The organism is Verminephrobacter eiseniae EF01-2 (assembly GCF_000015565.1).
Classification (GTDB): domain Bacteria; phylum Pseudomonadota; class Gammaproteobacteria; order Burkholderiales; family Burkholderiaceae_C; genus Acidovorax; species Acidovorax eiseniae.
Map to the genome: position 1 here is coordinate 5,084,977 of NC_008786.1, position 15,459 is coordinate 5,100,435.

Sequence of the window (15,459 nt, forward strand, 5' to 3'; positions counted from 1 at the left end):
CGACTGGAGTTCTTCCATGAAGCAATCTTCTTTCTCCATGCGCTGGGCATCCGCACTGCTGGGCCTGGCCGCGCTCGCCGCCTCGGGCTCGGCACTGGCTGCCAAAGACGTGGTGCTGGCCATCGGCTACCAGCCGGAAACGCTGGACCCGTACAACACCAACACGACCATCACCACGGCCGTGACCAAGACCTTCTACGAAGGCCTGTTCCAGTTCGACAAGGACCTGAAGGTGCAGAACGCGCTCGCCGAGGGCTACGAGGTCTCCAAGGACGGCCTGGTCTACACCATCGGGCTGCGCAGCGGCGTCAAGTTCCACGACGGCACCGACTTCAACGCCGAAGCCGTGAAGGTCACGCTCGACCGCGTGCTGAACCAGGACAACAAGCTGCTGCGCCGCAACCAGTTCAACCGCGTCGGCAAGGTCGAGGCGCTGAATCCGAGCACCGTGCGCATCACGCTCAAGGAGCCCTTCGGCCCCTTCATCCACTCGCTGGCCCACGCCTCGGCCGCGATGATCTCGCCGGCCGCGCTCAAGAAGTGGGGCAACAAGGACATCGCCTTCCACCCCGTGGGCACAGGCCCCTTCGAGTTCGTCGAGTGGAAGCAGACCGACGCGGTCAAGGCCAAGAAGTTCGACGGCTACTGGAAGAAGGGCTTTCCGAAGATCGACAACCTGCAGTGGAAGCCGGTGCTCGAAAACAACACGCGCGCCGCGATGCTGCAGACCGGCGAAGCCGACTTTGCCTTCCCCATTCCCTACGAGCAGGCCGAGCTGCTGAAGAAGAGCGACAGGCTCGAAGTGATGGCATCGCCCTCGATCATCATGCGCTTCCTGGCCTTCAACATGCTGCAAAAGCCGTATGACAACCCGAAGGTGCGCGAAGCCATCGGCTACGCCATCAACAAGGAAGCGCTGGCCAAGGTGGCCTTCGGCGGCTATGCGATTCCTGCGCAAGGCGTGCTGCCCCAGGGCGTGAAGTTCGCCGAAAAGATGGCGCCCATTCCCTACGACGTGAAGAAGGCCAAGGCCCTGCTGGCCGAAGCCGGCTACCCGAATGGCTTCGAGTCGGTGCTGTGGGGCGCCTACAACAACACGACCAGCCAGAAGACGATCCAGTTCGTGCAGCAGCAGCTCGCACAGGTGGGCATCAAGCTGCAGGTGCAGGCGCTCGAAGTGGGCCAGCGCACCGAGATGGTCGAAGCCTGGCCCGATCCGAAGACGGCCAAGGTGCGCATGTACTACACGGGCTGGTCGTCGTCCACGGGTGAAGCCGACTGGGGTCTGCGCCCGCTGTTCGCCTCCGAATCGTGGGCGCCGAAGCTCAACAACATGTCTTTCTACAAGAGCGACGTGGTCGACAACGCACTCGCCAAGGCGCTGATCACGGTGGACGACAAGGAAAAGGCCGCGCTCTACAAGACCGCGCAGGAAGAGATCCGCAAGGACCTGCCGCGCGTGCCGCTGGTCACCGAGCAGAACCTGTCGGCGCACGCCAAGCGCCTGTCGGGTGTCTACGTCATGCCTGACGCGAACATCAACTTCGACGCGATTGCCGTGTCGAACTGATCGCCGGTTCCTCGTTTTCTGATGGATTGTCCGGCCGGCGGCGGCACTGTGCCACCGCCCGCACGCGACATCTGCACCCCATGCTGAATTACTTTCTCAAACGCCTGCTGGGCCTGATCCCGACACTGCTCATCGTGGCCGTGCTGGTGTTCCTGTTCGTCCACATGCTCCCCGGCGACCCGGCGCGCCTTGCCGCCGGCCAGGGCGCCGACGAGCAGACCGTGGCCATGGTGCGCGCGGAGCTCGGGCTGGACAAGCCGCTGCTGCAGCAGTTCGTGGGCTTCTTCAGCCACATGCTGCAAGGCGACTTCGGCACCTCGATCCGCACGCGGCGGCCGGTGTCGACGGAGATCGGCGAGCGTTTCTTTCCGACGGTGATGCTGACCATCACCAGCATGGTGTGGGCGGTGATCTTCGGCATGGGCATCGGCATCATCTCGGCCGTGTACCGCAACCAATGGCCCGACCGCATCGGCATGACGCTGGCGGTGTCGGGCATCTCCTTTCCTGCATTTGCATTGGGCATGCTGCTGATGCAGATCTTCTCGGTGCAACTCGGCTGGCTGCCCACGGTGGGCGCCGCGACCTGGAAGCACTACATCCTGCCCTCGATCACGCTGGGCGCGGCCGTAGCGGCCGTGATGGCCCGCTTCACGCGCGCCTCGTTCGTCGAAGTGATCCAGGAAGATTTCGTGCGCACCGCGCGCGCCAAGGGTGTGCGCGAATCCAGCGTGGTGTTCAAGCACACGCTGCGCAATGCGCTGATACCGGTGGTCACGATGATGGGCCTGCAGTTCGGCTTTCTGCTGGGCGGCTCGATCCTCGTGGAGGCGGTGTTCAACTGGCCCGGCCTGGGCCGCCTGCTGGTCGATGCCGTGCAGATGCGTGACTACCCGGTGATCCAGACGCTGGTGCTGCTGTTCTCGCTCGAATTCATCCTGATCAACCTCGTGGTCGATGTGCTGTACGGCCTCATCAACCCGACCATCCGCTACAAGTGAGCACGCAGCCATGACGCAAGATTCCGGCGTGCCTGCCGAATCCATCGTTCCTCTTTCTCCTGTCGCCGTGGGGCAAACCGCGGGCAAGGTCCGCACGCCCTGGGGCGAATGCTGGCGCCGCTTCAAGAAGCAGCCCGTGGGCATCGTGGCAGCCATCTTCGTGGGGCTGCTGGTGTGCATCGCGGTGATCGCACCATGGATCGCGCCCTTCGACCCCGAGAACTTCTTCGACTACGACACGCTGAACAGCGGGCCTTCGGCCACGCACTGGTTCGGCGTCGATCCGCTGGGCCGCGACATCTTCAGCCGCATCCTGGCGGGCACGCGCATCTCGCTGGCAGCCGGCTTTTTGTCGGTGCTGGTGGGCGGCATCATCGGCACGGCCTTCGGCCTGCTGGCGGGCTACTACGAAGGCTGGTGGGACCGCATCGTGATGCGCATCTCGGACGTGCTGTTCGCCTTCCCCGGCATCCTGCTGGCGCTGGGCGTGGTGGCCATCCTGGGCAGCAGCATGACCAACGTGGTGGTGGCGGTGGCGGTGTTCAGCGTGCCGGCCTTTGCGCGCCTGGTGCGCGGCAACACGCTGGTGCTCAAGCAGCAGACCTACATCGAGGCCGAGCGCAGCATCGGCGCGTCCGACTGGACCATCATCGTGCGGCACATCCTGCCGGGCACGATCTCGTCGATCGTCGTGTACTTCTCGATGCGCGTGGGCACCTCGATCATCACGGCGGCCAGCCTGTCGTTTCTGGGCATGGGCGCACAGCCGCCGACGCCCGAGTGGGGCGCGATGCTCAACGAAGCCCGTGCCGACATGGTGACCTCGCCGCACGTGGCGCTGTTCCCGAGCCTGGCCATCTTCTTGACCGTGCTGGCCTTCAACCTGCTGGGCGACGCCCTGCGCGACGCGCTCGATCCGAAGATCGAGCGCCAGTAAGTTCTTCGTTCTTCTTTCTCGCTTCATGGCCTCGACGACCTCCCTGCCCTTCATCGGCACCCTCCCTGCGGGCACGCGCGACGCCATCACCGACGTCGCGGGCGTCACGGTTGGCCACCGCACGCTGGCCGACGGCCCGGTGCAGACCGGCGTGACCGTGATCCGTCCGCACGCGGGCGACCCGTTCCGCGACAAGGTGCCGGCCGCAGCCGTGGTGCTCAACGGTTTCGGCAAGAGCGTGGGGCTGGTGCAACTGGCCGAACTCGGCGTGCTGGAAACGCCCATCGCGCTGACCAACACCTTCTCGGTCGGCACCGTGGCGACAGCGCAGATCCGCGCGTGCGCGGCGGCCAACCCCGAGACCGGCCGCACGCTGCCCGCCGTGAACCCGCTGGTCTTCGAGTGCAACGACGGTTTTCTCAACGACATCCAGCGGCTCGCCGTGACCGAGGCCGACTATCTGCAGGCACTGGCCGCCACCGATGCGGACTTTGCGCAGGGCTCGGTCGGCGCGGGGCGCGGCATGTCGAGCTTTCAACTGAAGGGCGGCATCGGCAGTGCGTCGCGCCGCGTGGCGATAGTCGACGGCACGACCTGCACGGTCGGCGCGCTGGTGCTGGCGAACTACGGGCGCCAGCCGCAACTGGTGCTGGCCGGGCATGCAGTGGGCGAAAAGCTCGCAGCACTGCAGCAAGCATCGAAGGAAGCGTCGGAGCCCGAGCAGGGCTCGATCATCATCGTCGTCGCCACCGATGCACCGCTCGACGCGCGCCAGTTGCGCCGCCTCGCACTGCGCGCCGGCGCGGGGCTGGCCCGCACCGGTTCGGTCTTCGGCCACGGCAGCGGCGACCTGGTGCTGGCTTTCTCTACCGCCTACACCGTGCCCGACCGCGCCGACCGCCCCATGCCGGCCGTCGCGATGCTGCACGACACGCTGCTCGACGGGCTGTTCCAGGCCGCAGCCGACAGCACCGAGCAGGCTATTTTTCATGCGCTGTGGCGCGCCACGCCCGTCACGGGGCGCGACGGCAACCACCGCGCTGCGCTCGGCGAACTGCTGCCGGCGTCTTCCCTTTCACCTCTCGTTTAGAAAACACACGCTCATGAAAGTCCTGATCTCCACCGACATCGAAGGCGTGGCGGGCGTCTACCACCACGAGCAGACACGCCAGGGCAACCCCGAATACGAACGCGCGCGCGTGCTGATGGCACACGAGGCCAACGCCGCGATTGCCGGCGCCTTCGACGCCGGCGCCACCGAGGTGCTGGTGAACGACTCGCACGGCGGCTTTCGCAACATGCCGCCCGACATGCTCGACGCACGCGCCCGTGTCGTGCAGGGCAAGCCGCGCTACCTGAGCATGGTGGCCGGCGTGGAAGAAGACGGTGTGCAGGCGCTCTGCATGCTCGGCTACCACTCGCGCGCGCAAGGCCGCGGCATCCTCGCGCACACGATCAACGGCTTTGCCTTTGCGGGCATCCGCTTTGGCGATCAGGAACTGGGCGAGGCCGGGATCTACGGCGCGCTGGCCGGCGCGTACGGCGTGCCCGTGGTGATGGGCAGCGGCGACGACATGTTCATCGCCGAGAACCGCGCGCTCTTTCCGCACGCGACCTTCGTGCAGACCAAGAAGGCGACGGGCTTCAACAGCGGCGTGTCGCTCTCGTCGGAGCAATCGCGCCAGGCGATCCGTGCCGGCGTGATCGAAGCGCTGGCCGCGCGTGCCAATGCACGTCCGCTGGTCTTCAAGGGCCCGCAGGTGGTCACGCTGCGCACCCAGTCGCCGATGATGGCCGACCTGTTCTGCCAATGGCCGAGCTTCGAGCGCGTCGACGGCGTCACGCTGCGTTTCAGTGCTGACACGGTGGAAGCAGCCGTGCGCGTGCTGAACTGCTGCTCGGCGATGTCGTCGATGCTGCGCTGAAGCCGCAGCTTCTCAGAAGGTGCGAATGAATCCGGCGTGGCCGAGCAGCCCGCCCAGGCGCGTCCCCTCAAGGCGCAAAGCGCAGCCATAGCTCGGGCTATGGCGAGCATTTGCAACGCCGAGGGGGCGTGCCTGGGCGGGATGGGCGGGCATGGCGGCTTCGTTCACACCTTCTCAGGGCAGCGCGCGCGCTGGCCGGGATTTTCTCCGTCGCAGTCGGCCTGATGCTGCACAGCCGCGACAACATGTCCATTGTTCTTGACCTGGCGCTTGCCGTGTGCGGCGGCATCGTCGCGCTGGCTGGATTTGCTCACGGCTTGGCGCGCCGAGGGACGCAGTTCAAGCGTGACCCGCCATCGCCGCAGGATCGACGAGCCGGTCGTACTCATCGCCGCTGAGCAGATCCAAAGCAATGGCGGCCGCCCGCGGGGTGATGCCTTGCGCCAGCGCCGCGCGCGTGATGCCCGCCACACGGTCGTAGCCCAGCACGGGGTTCAAGGCCGTCACCGCCAGCAGCGCGTTATCAACGTTCGACGCAAGCCGCGCTCGATCGGGCTCTATGCCCTTGACCAGTCGCTCGGCGAACACGCGGGACGCATCGGCCAGCACGCGGATCGATTGCAGCAGGTTCTGGATGATCAACGGCTTGGCCACGTTGAGTTCGAAGTTGCCCGAGGCGCCCGCCATGGTGATGGTCACGTGGTTGCCCATCGCCTGCAGCGCGGCCTGCACCACCACCTCGGCGATGCTCGGGTTTCGCTTGCCCGGCATGATCGAGCTCGTAAGACCGTCGTCGGGAATGCGCAGCTCGCCAAGCCCGCAGCGAGGCCCGGAACCCAGCAATCGCACGTCGTTGGCCATCTTCACCAGCGAGGTCGCGAGCACGTTGAGCGCGCCCGACACTTCCACCAGCGCATCGTGCGAGGCCATGCCTTCGAACTTGCTGGGGTTGGGGGCGAAGTCCGCGCCGCACAGCGCGCTCAACTCCTGGCAGAACGCAGCGTCGAACCCTCGCGGCGCGTTGAGCCCGGTGCCCGCCGCCGTGCCGCCTTGTGCCAGCAGATGCAGGCGCGCCAGCGTGGCGTCGATGCGGTCGATGCCGTGGCCGATCTGGCGCGCGAAGGCATCGAAGCTCTGCCCCAGCGTCATCGGTACAGCGTCCATCAGGTGGGTGCGCGCGACCTTCAGCACATCCGCGAAGGCCTCGCTGCGTTCGCGCAGGCGGTCTTGCAACAACTGCAACGCGGGCCGCAGCCGTTGCGTGATTTCAAGCACGGTGGCGATGTGCATCACCGTCGGGAAACTGTCATTCGACGACTGCGATGCATTGACATGGTCGTTCGGATGCACCGGCGACTTGGTGCCCAGCGGCTGGCCCAGCAACTCGTTGGCACGGTTGGCGATGACCTCGTTCGCATTCATGTTGGTCTGCGTGCCGGAGCCCGTCTGCCACACGGTCAGCGGGAAGTGATCATCGAAGCGACCGCCCCGCAGCTCGGTTGCGGCTTCGATGATCGGCGCAGCCTTGGCTGCATCGAGCGCGCCGCAGCGCAGGTTGGCGCGTGCCGCGGCCATCTTTTGCAAGCCGAAGGCATGGATCAGGCATGCCGGGAAACGCTCTTCGCCGATCTCGAAGACGCCCAGCGCACGCTGGGTCTGCGCGCCCCAGTAGCGGTCGGCAGGAATCTCGATCGCCCCGAATGCGTCGGACTCGATGCGCATGGCTGTCATCGCATCCATCCCATCAGTCCAGGGAGATGTGCGCCTTGGCCGCCACGGCCTTCCAGCGCATCACCTCCGCCTCGGTGTGCTTTCCGAGTGCGCTGCCGGTGTACTGCTCGGGCGGCAGCATCTGTATCGCCTGCTCGGCGAGCCGGTCGGTGAACGCCTTGTCGCGCATCACTTTCAGATACGCCTGCTGCACCTTGTCGAGCACGGCTTGCGGCGTTCCCTTGGGCGCGTAGATGCCGTACCAGGTGGAAGCCTCGAAGCCGGGCAGGACGGTTTCTCCGAGCGTGGGCACGTCCTTCAGTTGCGCCAGCCTGGCCTTGGACGTCACGGCCAGTGCCCGGACCTTGGCCTCCTCGATCTGCGGCAGGGCGGTATTGGTCTGATCGAAGATGCCGTCGACCTGGCCGCCGATCACGTCGACCAACGCCGGCCCCGCGCCCTTGTATGGAACCTGCGAAATCTTGATGCCGGCCGAGGCGGCGAACAAGGCGGCGATGAGGTGCGAGCTCGAGCCGACACCGGCGTTGCTGATGAAGAGTTTGTCGGGATTGGCCTTGCCGAAGCCGACCAGCGCCTCGATGTCCTTGGCGGGATGCTCCTTGCGCACCATCAGCACCAGCGGCGTGTCCGGAAAGCGAAACACCGGCGCGAAGTCCTTGACCGGGTCGTAGGCGAGCTTCTTGTAGAGCGCGGGGGCTGCGCCCATGTAGCCCATGTGCCCGACGAGCATGGTGTAGCCGTCGGCCGCCGCACGCGATGCCTTCGCGGTGCCCACCGTGCCACCCGCGCCCGGTGCGTTGTCGATGATGATCGGCTGGCCCAGCCCGCGCGCCACCCTGTCCGCCATGGCCCGCGCCAGCGCATCCGTGGGCCCCCCTGCGGCGAAAGGCACGACCCAGGTCACCGGTCGGGCCGGGTAGGCCTGGGCGCACGCGCCATGCGCGGCGGCGGCAAAGGCCACGGCCAGCAGCGCGCGGGCTGCCAGCTTCTTCATGTCGGTCATCTGTCTGTCTCCTTGGCGGGTGGTGGTTCGCGGCGACTCAGGCCGTCACTTGGGCAGACCGCGCGATCGCGCGGTCCACCATCTGCGGCGCGAGCCCGAGGTAGTTGACGGGGTCGGTCAGGCGCTCGATCGCGGCGCGGTCGAAATGCGCCGTGACCTCGGGCAATGCCGCCAACGCTTCTGCCAGCGTGCCGCCTTTTTCGTTGACCGTGCGGCAGGCGTCGTAGACCACGTCGTGCGCCTGCTGGCGACCGATGTGGGGCGCCATACCCATCATTACCGCCTCGGCCACGATGAGGCCGCGGCTGATGCCCAGGTTGTGCTTCATGCGCGGTGCATCGACGATCAGCCCGCCGAGCGCGAACCTGGCCTGGTGCAGCGCGCCGGCCGTGAGAATGAAGCTCTCGGGAATCGCGATCCACTCGGCATGCCAGGGGCCAGTGGCGCGCTCGAAGTCCTGCACCATCGCGTCGACCATGAGCCCGGCATGCTGGCGCACCGCCTTCGAGGCCGCGAGCATCAGCTCGCTGGAGATCGGATTGCGCTTCTGCGGCATGGTGCTGCTCGCGCCGCGGCCTTTGACAAAGGGCTCGTAGACCTCGGCAAACTCTGTCGAGGCCATGATCATGATGTCCAGGGCGATCTTGCCCAGCGATCCGGTCACAAGCGCCAACAGGTTCACCGCCTCGGCGAAACCATCGCGTGCCACGTGCCAGGTGGTGGCGGGCACGCCAAGTTTCAGTTCCTCGGCCATCGCCGCCTGCACCTCGAAGCCCTTGTCGCCCAGCGAAGCCAGCGTGCCGGCGGCGCCCGCGAACTCGACCACGGCCACGCGCGGACGCAGCTCGGCCAGGCGCTGCTGGTGGCGATCGAACATCGCGAGCCAGATCGCGGCCTTGTAGCCGAAGGTCACGGGCAGCGCCTGCTGCAGGTGGGTGCGCCCGGCCATCGGCGTGTCGCGGTGCTTGCGCGCGAGGTCCGCGAGGATGCCGCGCAGGTCGCGGATCTGCGCATCGATGACATCGAGCGCGTCGCGCACCTGCAGCGCCACGGCCGTGTCCATGATGTCCTGCGTGGTCGCGCCCCAGTGCACGTAGCGGCCCGCGTCGCCGCACATCGCCACCAACTGGTGCACGAGCGGCAGGATGGGGTAGCCGACGATGTCGGTCTCATGGCGCATGTGATCGAAATCGATGCGCCCGATGCGCGATTCGCGCGCGATGGTCTCGGCCGCGTCGGCGGGGATCACACCTGCCTTGGCCTCGGCCCGCGCCAGCGCGACTTCGGCGTCGATGTAGCGCTGGATCAGCGCGTGGTCGGAGAACAGCGCGCGCATCTGCGCCGTGCCGAAGGCGTCACGAAAAAGGATCGAATCGACGACGGTGCTGGCCATCGGGATGGAGGCGGAAGGCATGCATGGATCTTCATATGTTCGGACATATTTACTTTAATATGTCCGAACATATGGACGATGCGCGTTTACCCTTGGGTCACAATCACGGCCAAGATGAATAAACCGCGCTTCACCGACATTGCCCGCCATCTCGAGGAGGGCATCGCCTCGGGCCACTTCCCGTTGGGCTCGCTGTTGCCGACCGAGCTCGAGCTGCGCGACCACTACCAGACCAGCCGGCATACGGTGCGCATGGCGCTGCAGGCGCTGCAGGACGCGGGGCTGGTATCGCGGCGCAAGAACGTAGGCACGCGCGTGGAGTCGGCGGTGGCGCGCGCGGGCTTCCAGCAGTCGCTGGCGTCGGTGGAAGACCTCATGCAATACGGTGCCGCGCACCTGCGCCTGGCGCCCGAGATCGACACCATCTCGAGCAATGCCGCGCTCTCTCGGCTGCTGGGGTGCGCGGCGGGAACGCGCTGGCTGCGAATCTCGGGCATGCGCATGGAGGCAGGCCCGCAGGGCCTGCCTCTGGGCTGGACCGACATCTACGTCGACACCAAGTACGAGGCGCTCGAAGCACATGTGCGTGCCGCCCCCGACACACTGCTCAGTGCGCTCATCGAGCAGCACTACGGCCTGCGCGTGGCCGAGATCGTGCAGCAGGTGCGCGCGGTCGACGCGTCGGCCGCGATGGCCAAGCGACTGCACGTCGAGGCTGGCAGCGCGACGCTGCAGATTCTGCGGCACTACCTGGATGCGGACGGCGGGGTGCTCGTGCGTTCAGTGGCCACGCACCCGGGCGAGCGCTTCTTCTTCACGACACGGCTGCAGCGGGCCAAGGGCTGAACACCACTTGCGCTCATCCTTGCCTGGGTGCGTTGTCTACGGGCGCAGTCCCGGTTGTTCGCGCAGCAGCGTCGACAGCGGCAATGCCATCTGGCGTGCGCGCCCCGGGTCGGGAAACCCGATGCGCAACACGCTGGTCTTCTGGCTCTTCATCTCGGAGATCACGCGCACGGCATCCGCATACCCCGCACTGAGCCCTCGCACTGCGTCCGCGAAGTTCAAGGCCCACGGTGTGAGGCTCGAATGGCGACATGCCGGGGTCAGCAGCTCGATGTTGAATTCTTCTTCCAGCCGCCGGATCGCCTCGATGACGACCGGCGAACCGACATCGAGCGCCTCCGCGGCCAGGGTCACGCGCCCATGCATGGCGCAGGCCAGGAAGTAGTCGATGTCGCGCAGATCGATCTGCATGGACAGCTTGTATCTTTAAACCGGCCCAGCGCGGTAGAGTCTGAACGCCGTTGAGGCGGCCAGACGGGCCCGTGCAGTTTGGTAGCGGCTGGGGTGATGGAGCCCGTGACTGAGTACAGAACGCACGGCCGCCGCGCTGGTCTTCGTGAAGCCCGAACGGTTACGCGCGCCAAGCTTGAGCGCGCATGCACAAGCAAGGGATCTGAAGATCATGTCTGTTACCTCAATGACGGTGGGCATCGACGTAGCCAAGGCGCACATCGATGTCTGTGTGCTGGAGCCCAAGAGCGGGGCCCAGCGGTTTACCAACGATGCTGAAGGCCACTCGGCCCTTGCAGCGCTTTTGCAGCCCCTGGATGTGGGCCTGGTGGTAATGGAGGCCACCGGTGGCTACGAGGTGGCGCTGGCGTGTGCCCTGCAGGCCGCAGGCCTGCCCGTGGCGGTGCTCAATCCGCGCCAGGCGCGCGACTTCGCCAAGTCCATGGGCCGGCTGGCCAAGACCGACGCGGTCGATGCACGCATGCTCGCGGAGCTGGCCGCGGTGCTGCTGCGCCGCGAAGACCTGAGCCGCTTCCTGCGCCCCCTGACCGACGAGTGCCAGCAGTGGCTGGCTGCGCTGGTCACACGCAGGCGCCAGCTGCTGACCATGCTTCATTCCGAACGCCAGCGCCTGCAGATCACCCCCGCGAAGCTGCACCCAAGCATCGAGGCCATCGTGGCTGCCATCAAGGCACAGCTCAATGAGCTGGAGACGCAGATGGTGGGCCATGTGCGGGAGCACTTCGGCGATCTGGACCGGCTGCTGCAGTCGGCCGCAGGCGTTGGTCCGGTGGCCAGCGCCACGATGATTGCCGAGTTGCCCGAACTGGGCCGGCTCAACCGGCGCGAGATCGCAGCCCTGGTAGGCGTGGCGCCCATGGCCAACGATTCCGGCAGCAGCAAGGGCCGACGACGGGTGCAAGGAGGACGCTTCGAGGTCCGGCGTGTGCTGTACATGGCAACGCTGACTGCCACTCGCTACAACCCGGCCATCAAGGCCTTCTACGAACGCCTCAAGGCTGCCGGCAAGCTGCCCAAGGTCGCTCTGGTGGCGTGCATGCGCAAACTCCTGACCACGCTCAACGCCATGGTCAGAACCGGCAAACCTTGGGATAAATCGCTGCACGGCACTTGACTCGGAAGACGGTTACTCAGTCCTGAGGGGCCAGTTCAACGTGCAGCCCGCCCAGCGTCGGCACCAGGACGATCTGGCAGCTCAGGCGCGACACGCCCTCCCGGTAGTGGTCCGACTCCGACAGCAGATCGACTTCGTCTTCATCGGGCAGATCGAGCGGCGGCGAACCTTCGCCGATGTACACGTGGCAGGTGGCGCACGATTTCGCGCCGCCGCATGTGGCGGCCACGGGAAGCCCCTGGCTCTTGAGGGCGTCCATGAGTGTCAGGCCCTCGGTGCCTGCAAGCTGGCTGATGCGACCTTTGCGGTCCGTGACTTCGATGGCGATATCGACCATGGGGTTTTCTCGAAAAAATGCGGGCACGATTTACGGGGTCGGTTCGTCCGTCGAGCGACCCAGACGGATGTCGCGCAAGCTGACCGACGGGTCGCACAGCAGCGCGGGCGCGAAGCTGCGCCGTTGCGCGATCATTTTTTTGGCCGCAGCGAAGTCGCCCGATGCGTTGACGCATTGAATCGCCGTGATGCGGTCAGCGTTCTGGTGGACGACACTGAAACGCCCGCCGTGCGGGTCACCGCGCAGCAGCTCGGTGTCGCCTGGCAAGGGCAGCCCCGCCATCTGCAGCTTGATGTCGAACTGGTCCGACCAGAACCACGGCACTTCATCGCTCACCGCGGGCTGGCCCAGCATCGCCGCCGCAGCCCGTCTGGCTTGCAAGGTGGCGCTCTGTACCGACTCCAGCCGCACAGGTGCGTCGAAGCCTTCATGGCGACTGACCGTGCAGTCGCCGGCGGCGAACACATGGGGGTCGGTGGTGCGGCCCTCGCGATCGACCACGATGCCGCGATCGACCGGCAGGCCGTTGCCCCGTGCCAGCGCGTCGCTGGCCTGGTTGCCGATGCTCACGAGCACGACATCGGCAGGGAGCCGCGTGCCATCGGCGAGGACCACTGCGGTGACGCGCTCGTCCCCCTCGATACGCGCCACGCTCGATTGCGTCAGCACGCGCACGCCACGCTTGTCATGCTCGCCTTGCAGGTAGCGGGCGATCACCGCAGGGAGCGAGCGCGACAGCACCAGGGCCTGGCTCTCCAGCACGGTGACCTCGCAACCGGCCCTGCAGGCCGTGGCCGCGAACTCCATGCCGACATAGCCTCCGCCGATGATGACGACCGATCGCCCTTCCACAAGTCGGCCTCGCAGGCAGACGGCATCATCGAGCGACTTGAGCTCGCACACGCCGTCGAGCTCGGCACCGGGCATCGTCAGCCGGCGTGCCTCACCGCCGGTGGCCAGAAGCAGCTTGTCGTAGCCCAGTACTTCGCCGGTGTCCAGGCGCACGCAGCGTCGTGCGCGTTCGATGGCCGTGACCTCAGTGCCCAACTGCAGTTCGATGTGCTGCTCGGTGTACGACTTGGCGGGGCGAAGCCAGAGCCTGTCGCGCGCCAGGTCGCCCTGGAGGAAGGACTTGGACAGCGGCGGGCGCTCATACGGTGGCCAGGCCTCGCGACCGATCATCACGATGCGTCCCTCATGGCCGCCATCGCGCAACGCGAAGGCGGCCTCGGCACCCGCCAGGCCCGCACCCACGATGACGATGCAGGAATCAGTGTTCATGGCTGTGGCGTCCCTTCGCTCACAGCGGCACGGCCAGCATGTTGTCGATGCTGAACGAATCGACGATCACCAGCCGCTTGCGCAGCTTGAGCTGCCCGTCGATCTCGAGCATCGTGTCGTCGTAGCAGCCGACGATGTAGATGGACGAATTGCCTTCCAGGTCACTCTGCATGACCAGCAGGTTGGCGCTGGCGGCAATGGTGCCGTCGGCCTCCTCGTGGACGCGCACGTTGGTGATGTAGTGCCGCAGGTACATCTGCCGGTACGTGAGCGTCTCCTTTATGAGCATGGACACGCGATCCTTCACCATGCCCGGCGTGTAGCAGCCCATCAACGGGGCCGGCAGGCCGGCGTCATGGTTCTCGCGAGAGACCACGCGGTAGTCGCAGGCATCGGCCGCGAACGACTCGGGCCACTCGGCGAAACGGCGCTGGTTCAGGGCATCCGCGTAATCGAAGTTGAAGCGCTCGACGCGCTGTTGAAGTGACGGGGCCATCAGACGGACTCCTCTTCGCGATTCGGGGTACCCGCCGGGGCGAAGCCCATCATGCGGTGGTAGTGCTGCCAGAAGCCGCGGATCGAAATCTCCTGCGACAGGTAGTCGGTGTCGTGCGGCTTGCCGATGCCGCCCATCTCGAGCACCGAGTGGTCGCCGCGGCGGGCCTTGACGCCTTCCTGCACGAGGCGCAGCGCCTCGCCGTCTTCCATCGAGATGTAGCCGGCGGGCCCGATGAGGTTGACCGCGAGCAGGCGGTTATGCAGTTGCTCCGGCGTGTCGCCCTCGAAACCCAGGTAAGCGATGTGCAGCTCGACCGCATCCGGTCCCTTGGGGCGCAGGTGGCGCACGGCGTAGGTGTTGCCCACCTGCGCCACGATCAGGGTCGGGAACATCGACAGGAGCGTTGTCTTATAGCCGTCGCCCAAATCGAGCGGGACCTGCAGCAACGACGGGTCGTGCATCTCCAGATCGGGCATGAGCTTGCCGGTATCCGCGTAGGCATCCGAGAGCTGGCCCAGGTTCGCGTTGTCGTTGGCCCCCATGATCGAATGGTTCCAGGTGTTCTTGCCGTCCTTGTCGAGCTTGATGCCGCCCTGCATGGCCGGCGTCTGGATGCCGAACGACACCTGGAACAGATGCAGCAGCGAGGCGTGGTACGGGTCCCGCACGTTCTCGTTGTAGAGCTTCCAGTTGCCCGGAATTTTCTGTCGCAGATAGCCGATGACCTTGGGCTTGCGTTGGACGAGCAGGCGATCGATCTGCGCCACGCTGTGCGGGCCGAGGTAATCCTCGAGGGGTTCGGTCGTGTCGCAGTAGGTGCCGAAGATCAGTCCGCCGCGCGTGGCCACGCGCAGCGTGCGCAGGCCGTGGTCCTTCTTTTCGAAGCACGGCGGCATGCCGCCCTTGCCGTTGTGACCTTTTTCCAGCGGCACACCGGTGAGGTCGCCCGCGAGGTTGTAGGTCCACAGGTGGTAGGGGCAGGTGTGGCGCTTGGCGTTGCCGCGCAGCTTGTCGACGATGCGCGCGCCACGGTGCGCGCAGCTGTTCTCGAACGCATTGACGGAGCCGTCCTTGGCGCGCGTGACCACGATCTGGGTGTCGCCGATCCAGGTGGTCTGGTAGTCACCCCAGGCCGGAATCTCACACTCCATGCCGAGGTAGTTCCAGACCTCGCCGCGAAAGAGCTTGTCCATTTCCTGGCGGTAGATCTGCGGGTCGGTGAACACGTCGTAGGGCACACGCGAGAAGTCCACGGTGGGCCATGTGATGGGCCGTTCGACGGTCGGCGGCGTCGATGCCGGAGTGTTGCTTGTCATGCCTTGCCTTTCCTTTCCTTTGATTGATTCAGTCG

At 66.2% G+C, this 15,459-nt stretch carries 16 protein-coding genes; 7 read left to right on the plus strand and 9 right to left on the minus strand.

What is annotated here, in order from left to right; translation table 11 throughout:
• Positions 1 to 16: 16 nt before the first annotated feature.
• The 5 genes from gsiB to VEIS_RS22235 all read left to right on the plus strand — a co-directional run bounded on the left by gsiB (position 17) and on the right by VEIS_RS22235 (position 5,433).
• On the plus strand, positions 17 to 1,570 hold the full coding sequence (gsiB, locus tag VEIS_RS22215) for a glutathione ABC transporter substrate-binding protein GsiB (RefSeq protein ID WP_011812273.1): 1,554 nt from the start codon (positions 17 to 19) through the stop codon (positions 1,568 to 1,570).
• An 80-nt stretch (positions 1,571 to 1,650) separates the two neighbouring features.
• Positions 1,651 to 2,571, plus strand: coding sequence for a glutathione ABC transporter permease GsiC (gsiC, locus tag VEIS_RS22220; protein ID WP_011812274.1), 921 nt, complete (start codon positions 1,651 to 1,653; stop codon positions 2,569 to 2,571).
• 10 nt (positions 2,572 to 2,581) lie between these two features.
• Positions 2,582 to 3,508, plus strand: coding sequence for a glutathione ABC transporter permease GsiD (gsiD, locus tag VEIS_RS22225; RefSeq protein WP_011812275.1), 927 nt, complete (start codon positions 2,582 to 2,584; stop codon positions 3,506 to 3,508).
• A gap of 25 nt (positions 3,509 to 3,533) precedes the next feature.
• Positions 3,534 to 4,598, plus strand: coding sequence for a P1 family peptidase (locus VEIS_RS22230; RefSeq protein WP_011812276.1), 1,065 nt, complete (start codon positions 3,534 to 3,536; stop codon positions 4,596 to 4,598).
• A gap of 13 nt (positions 4,599 to 4,611) precedes the next feature.
• Positions 4,612 to 5,433, plus strand: coding sequence for a M55 family metallopeptidase (locus VEIS_RS22235; RefSeq protein WP_011812277.1), 822 nt, complete (start codon positions 4,612 to 4,614; stop codon positions 5,431 to 5,433).
• 164 nt (positions 5,434 to 5,597) lie between these two features.
• Here VEIS_RS22235 and VEIS_RS22240 read toward each other — a convergent pair whose 3' ends face one another.
• Genes VEIS_RS22240 through VEIS_RS22255 form a run of 4 tightly spaced genes read right to left on the minus strand, consistent with a single transcriptional unit; the run spans position 5,598 to position 9,581 of the window.
• Complete coding sequence (locus tag VEIS_RS22240) at positions 5,598 to 5,747, minus strand: hypothetical protein (protein ID WP_198137919.1); 150 nt, start codon at positions 5,745 to 5,747, stop codon at positions 5,598 to 5,600.
• Positions 5,748 to 5,772: 25 nt separating this feature from the next.
• The gene (locus tag VEIS_RS22245) at positions 5,773 to 7,164 is read right to left on the minus strand and encodes a class II fumarate hydratase (protein ID WP_011812278.1); all 1,392 of its coding nucleotides are present in this window, start codon (positions 7,162 to 7,164) and stop codon (positions 5,773 to 5,775) included.
• 13 nt (positions 7,165 to 7,177) lie between these two features.
• Entirely contained in the window at positions 7,178 to 8,167 is a 990-nt protein-coding gene (locus VEIS_RS22250) for a tripartite tricarboxylate transporter substrate binding protein BugD (RefSeq protein ID WP_011812279.1), read from the minus strand.
• 37 nt (positions 8,168 to 8,204) lie between these two features.
• Complete coding sequence (locus VEIS_RS22255) at positions 8,205 to 9,581, minus strand: class-II fumarase/aspartase family protein (RefSeq protein WP_011812280.1); 1,377 nt, start codon at positions 9,579 to 9,581, stop codon at positions 8,205 to 8,207.
• 93 nt (positions 9,582 to 9,674) lie between these two features.
• Here VEIS_RS22255 and VEIS_RS22260 point away from each other — a divergent pair, with 93 nt between their 5' ends.
• Positions 9,675 to 10,406 carry a GntR family transcriptional regulator gene (locus tag VEIS_RS22260; protein WP_011812281.1) on the plus strand — a complete coding sequence of 244 codons (732 nt, stop codon included), beginning with the start codon at positions 9,675 to 9,677 and terminating at the stop codon, positions 10,404 to 10,406.
• A 36-nt stretch (positions 10,407 to 10,442) separates the two neighbouring features.
• Here the strand turns inward: VEIS_RS22260 and VEIS_RS22265 are convergent, their stop codons facing one another.
• Positions 10,443 to 10,817, minus strand: coding sequence for a LysR family transcriptional regulator (locus tag VEIS_RS22265; RefSeq protein WP_011812282.1), 375 nt, complete (start codon positions 10,815 to 10,817; stop codon positions 10,443 to 10,445).
• A gap of 211 nt (positions 10,818 to 11,028) precedes the next feature.
• Here VEIS_RS22265 and VEIS_RS22270 point away from each other — a divergent pair, with 211 nt between their 5' ends.
• Positions 11,029 to 11,991 (plus strand): IS110 family RNA-guided transposase, encoded by a 963-nt coding sequence (locus VEIS_RS22270; protein WP_011808318.1) that lies wholly within the window; start codon positions 11,029 to 11,031, stop codon positions 11,989 to 11,991.
• A 16-nt stretch (positions 11,992 to 12,007) separates the two neighbouring features.
• Here the strand turns inward: VEIS_RS22270 and VEIS_RS22275 are convergent, their stop codons facing one another.
• The 4 genes from VEIS_RS22275 to VEIS_RS22290 are packed head-to-tail and all read right to left on the minus strand — an operon-like array spanning position 12,008 to position 15,424.
• Complete coding sequence (locus VEIS_RS22275; protein ID WP_011812283.1) at positions 12,008 to 12,328, minus strand: 2Fe-2S iron-sulfur cluster-binding protein; 321 nt, start codon at positions 12,326 to 12,328, stop codon at positions 12,008 to 12,010.
• A gap of 30 nt (positions 12,329 to 12,358) precedes the next feature.
• Positions 12,359 to 13,609, minus strand: coding sequence for an NAD(P)/FAD-dependent oxidoreductase (locus VEIS_RS22280; protein WP_011812284.1), 1,251 nt, complete (start codon positions 13,607 to 13,609; stop codon positions 12,359 to 12,361).
• A 19-nt stretch (positions 13,610 to 13,628) separates the two neighbouring features.
• Positions 13,629 to 14,105 carry an aromatic-ring-hydroxylating dioxygenase subunit beta gene (locus tag VEIS_RS22285; RefSeq protein WP_011812285.1) on the minus strand — a complete coding sequence of 159 codons (477 nt, stop codon included), beginning with the start codon at positions 14,103 to 14,105 and terminating at the stop codon, positions 13,629 to 13,631.
• Positions 14,105 to 15,424 (minus strand): aromatic ring-hydroxylating dioxygenase subunit alpha, encoded by a 1,320-nt coding sequence (locus tag VEIS_RS22290; protein ID WP_011812286.1) that lies wholly within the window; start codon positions 15,422 to 15,424, stop codon positions 14,105 to 14,107. The genes VEIS_RS22285 and VEIS_RS22290 overlap by 1 nt, the downstream gene beginning before the upstream one ends.
• Between the last annotated feature and the right edge of the window lie 35 nt (positions 15,425 to 15,459).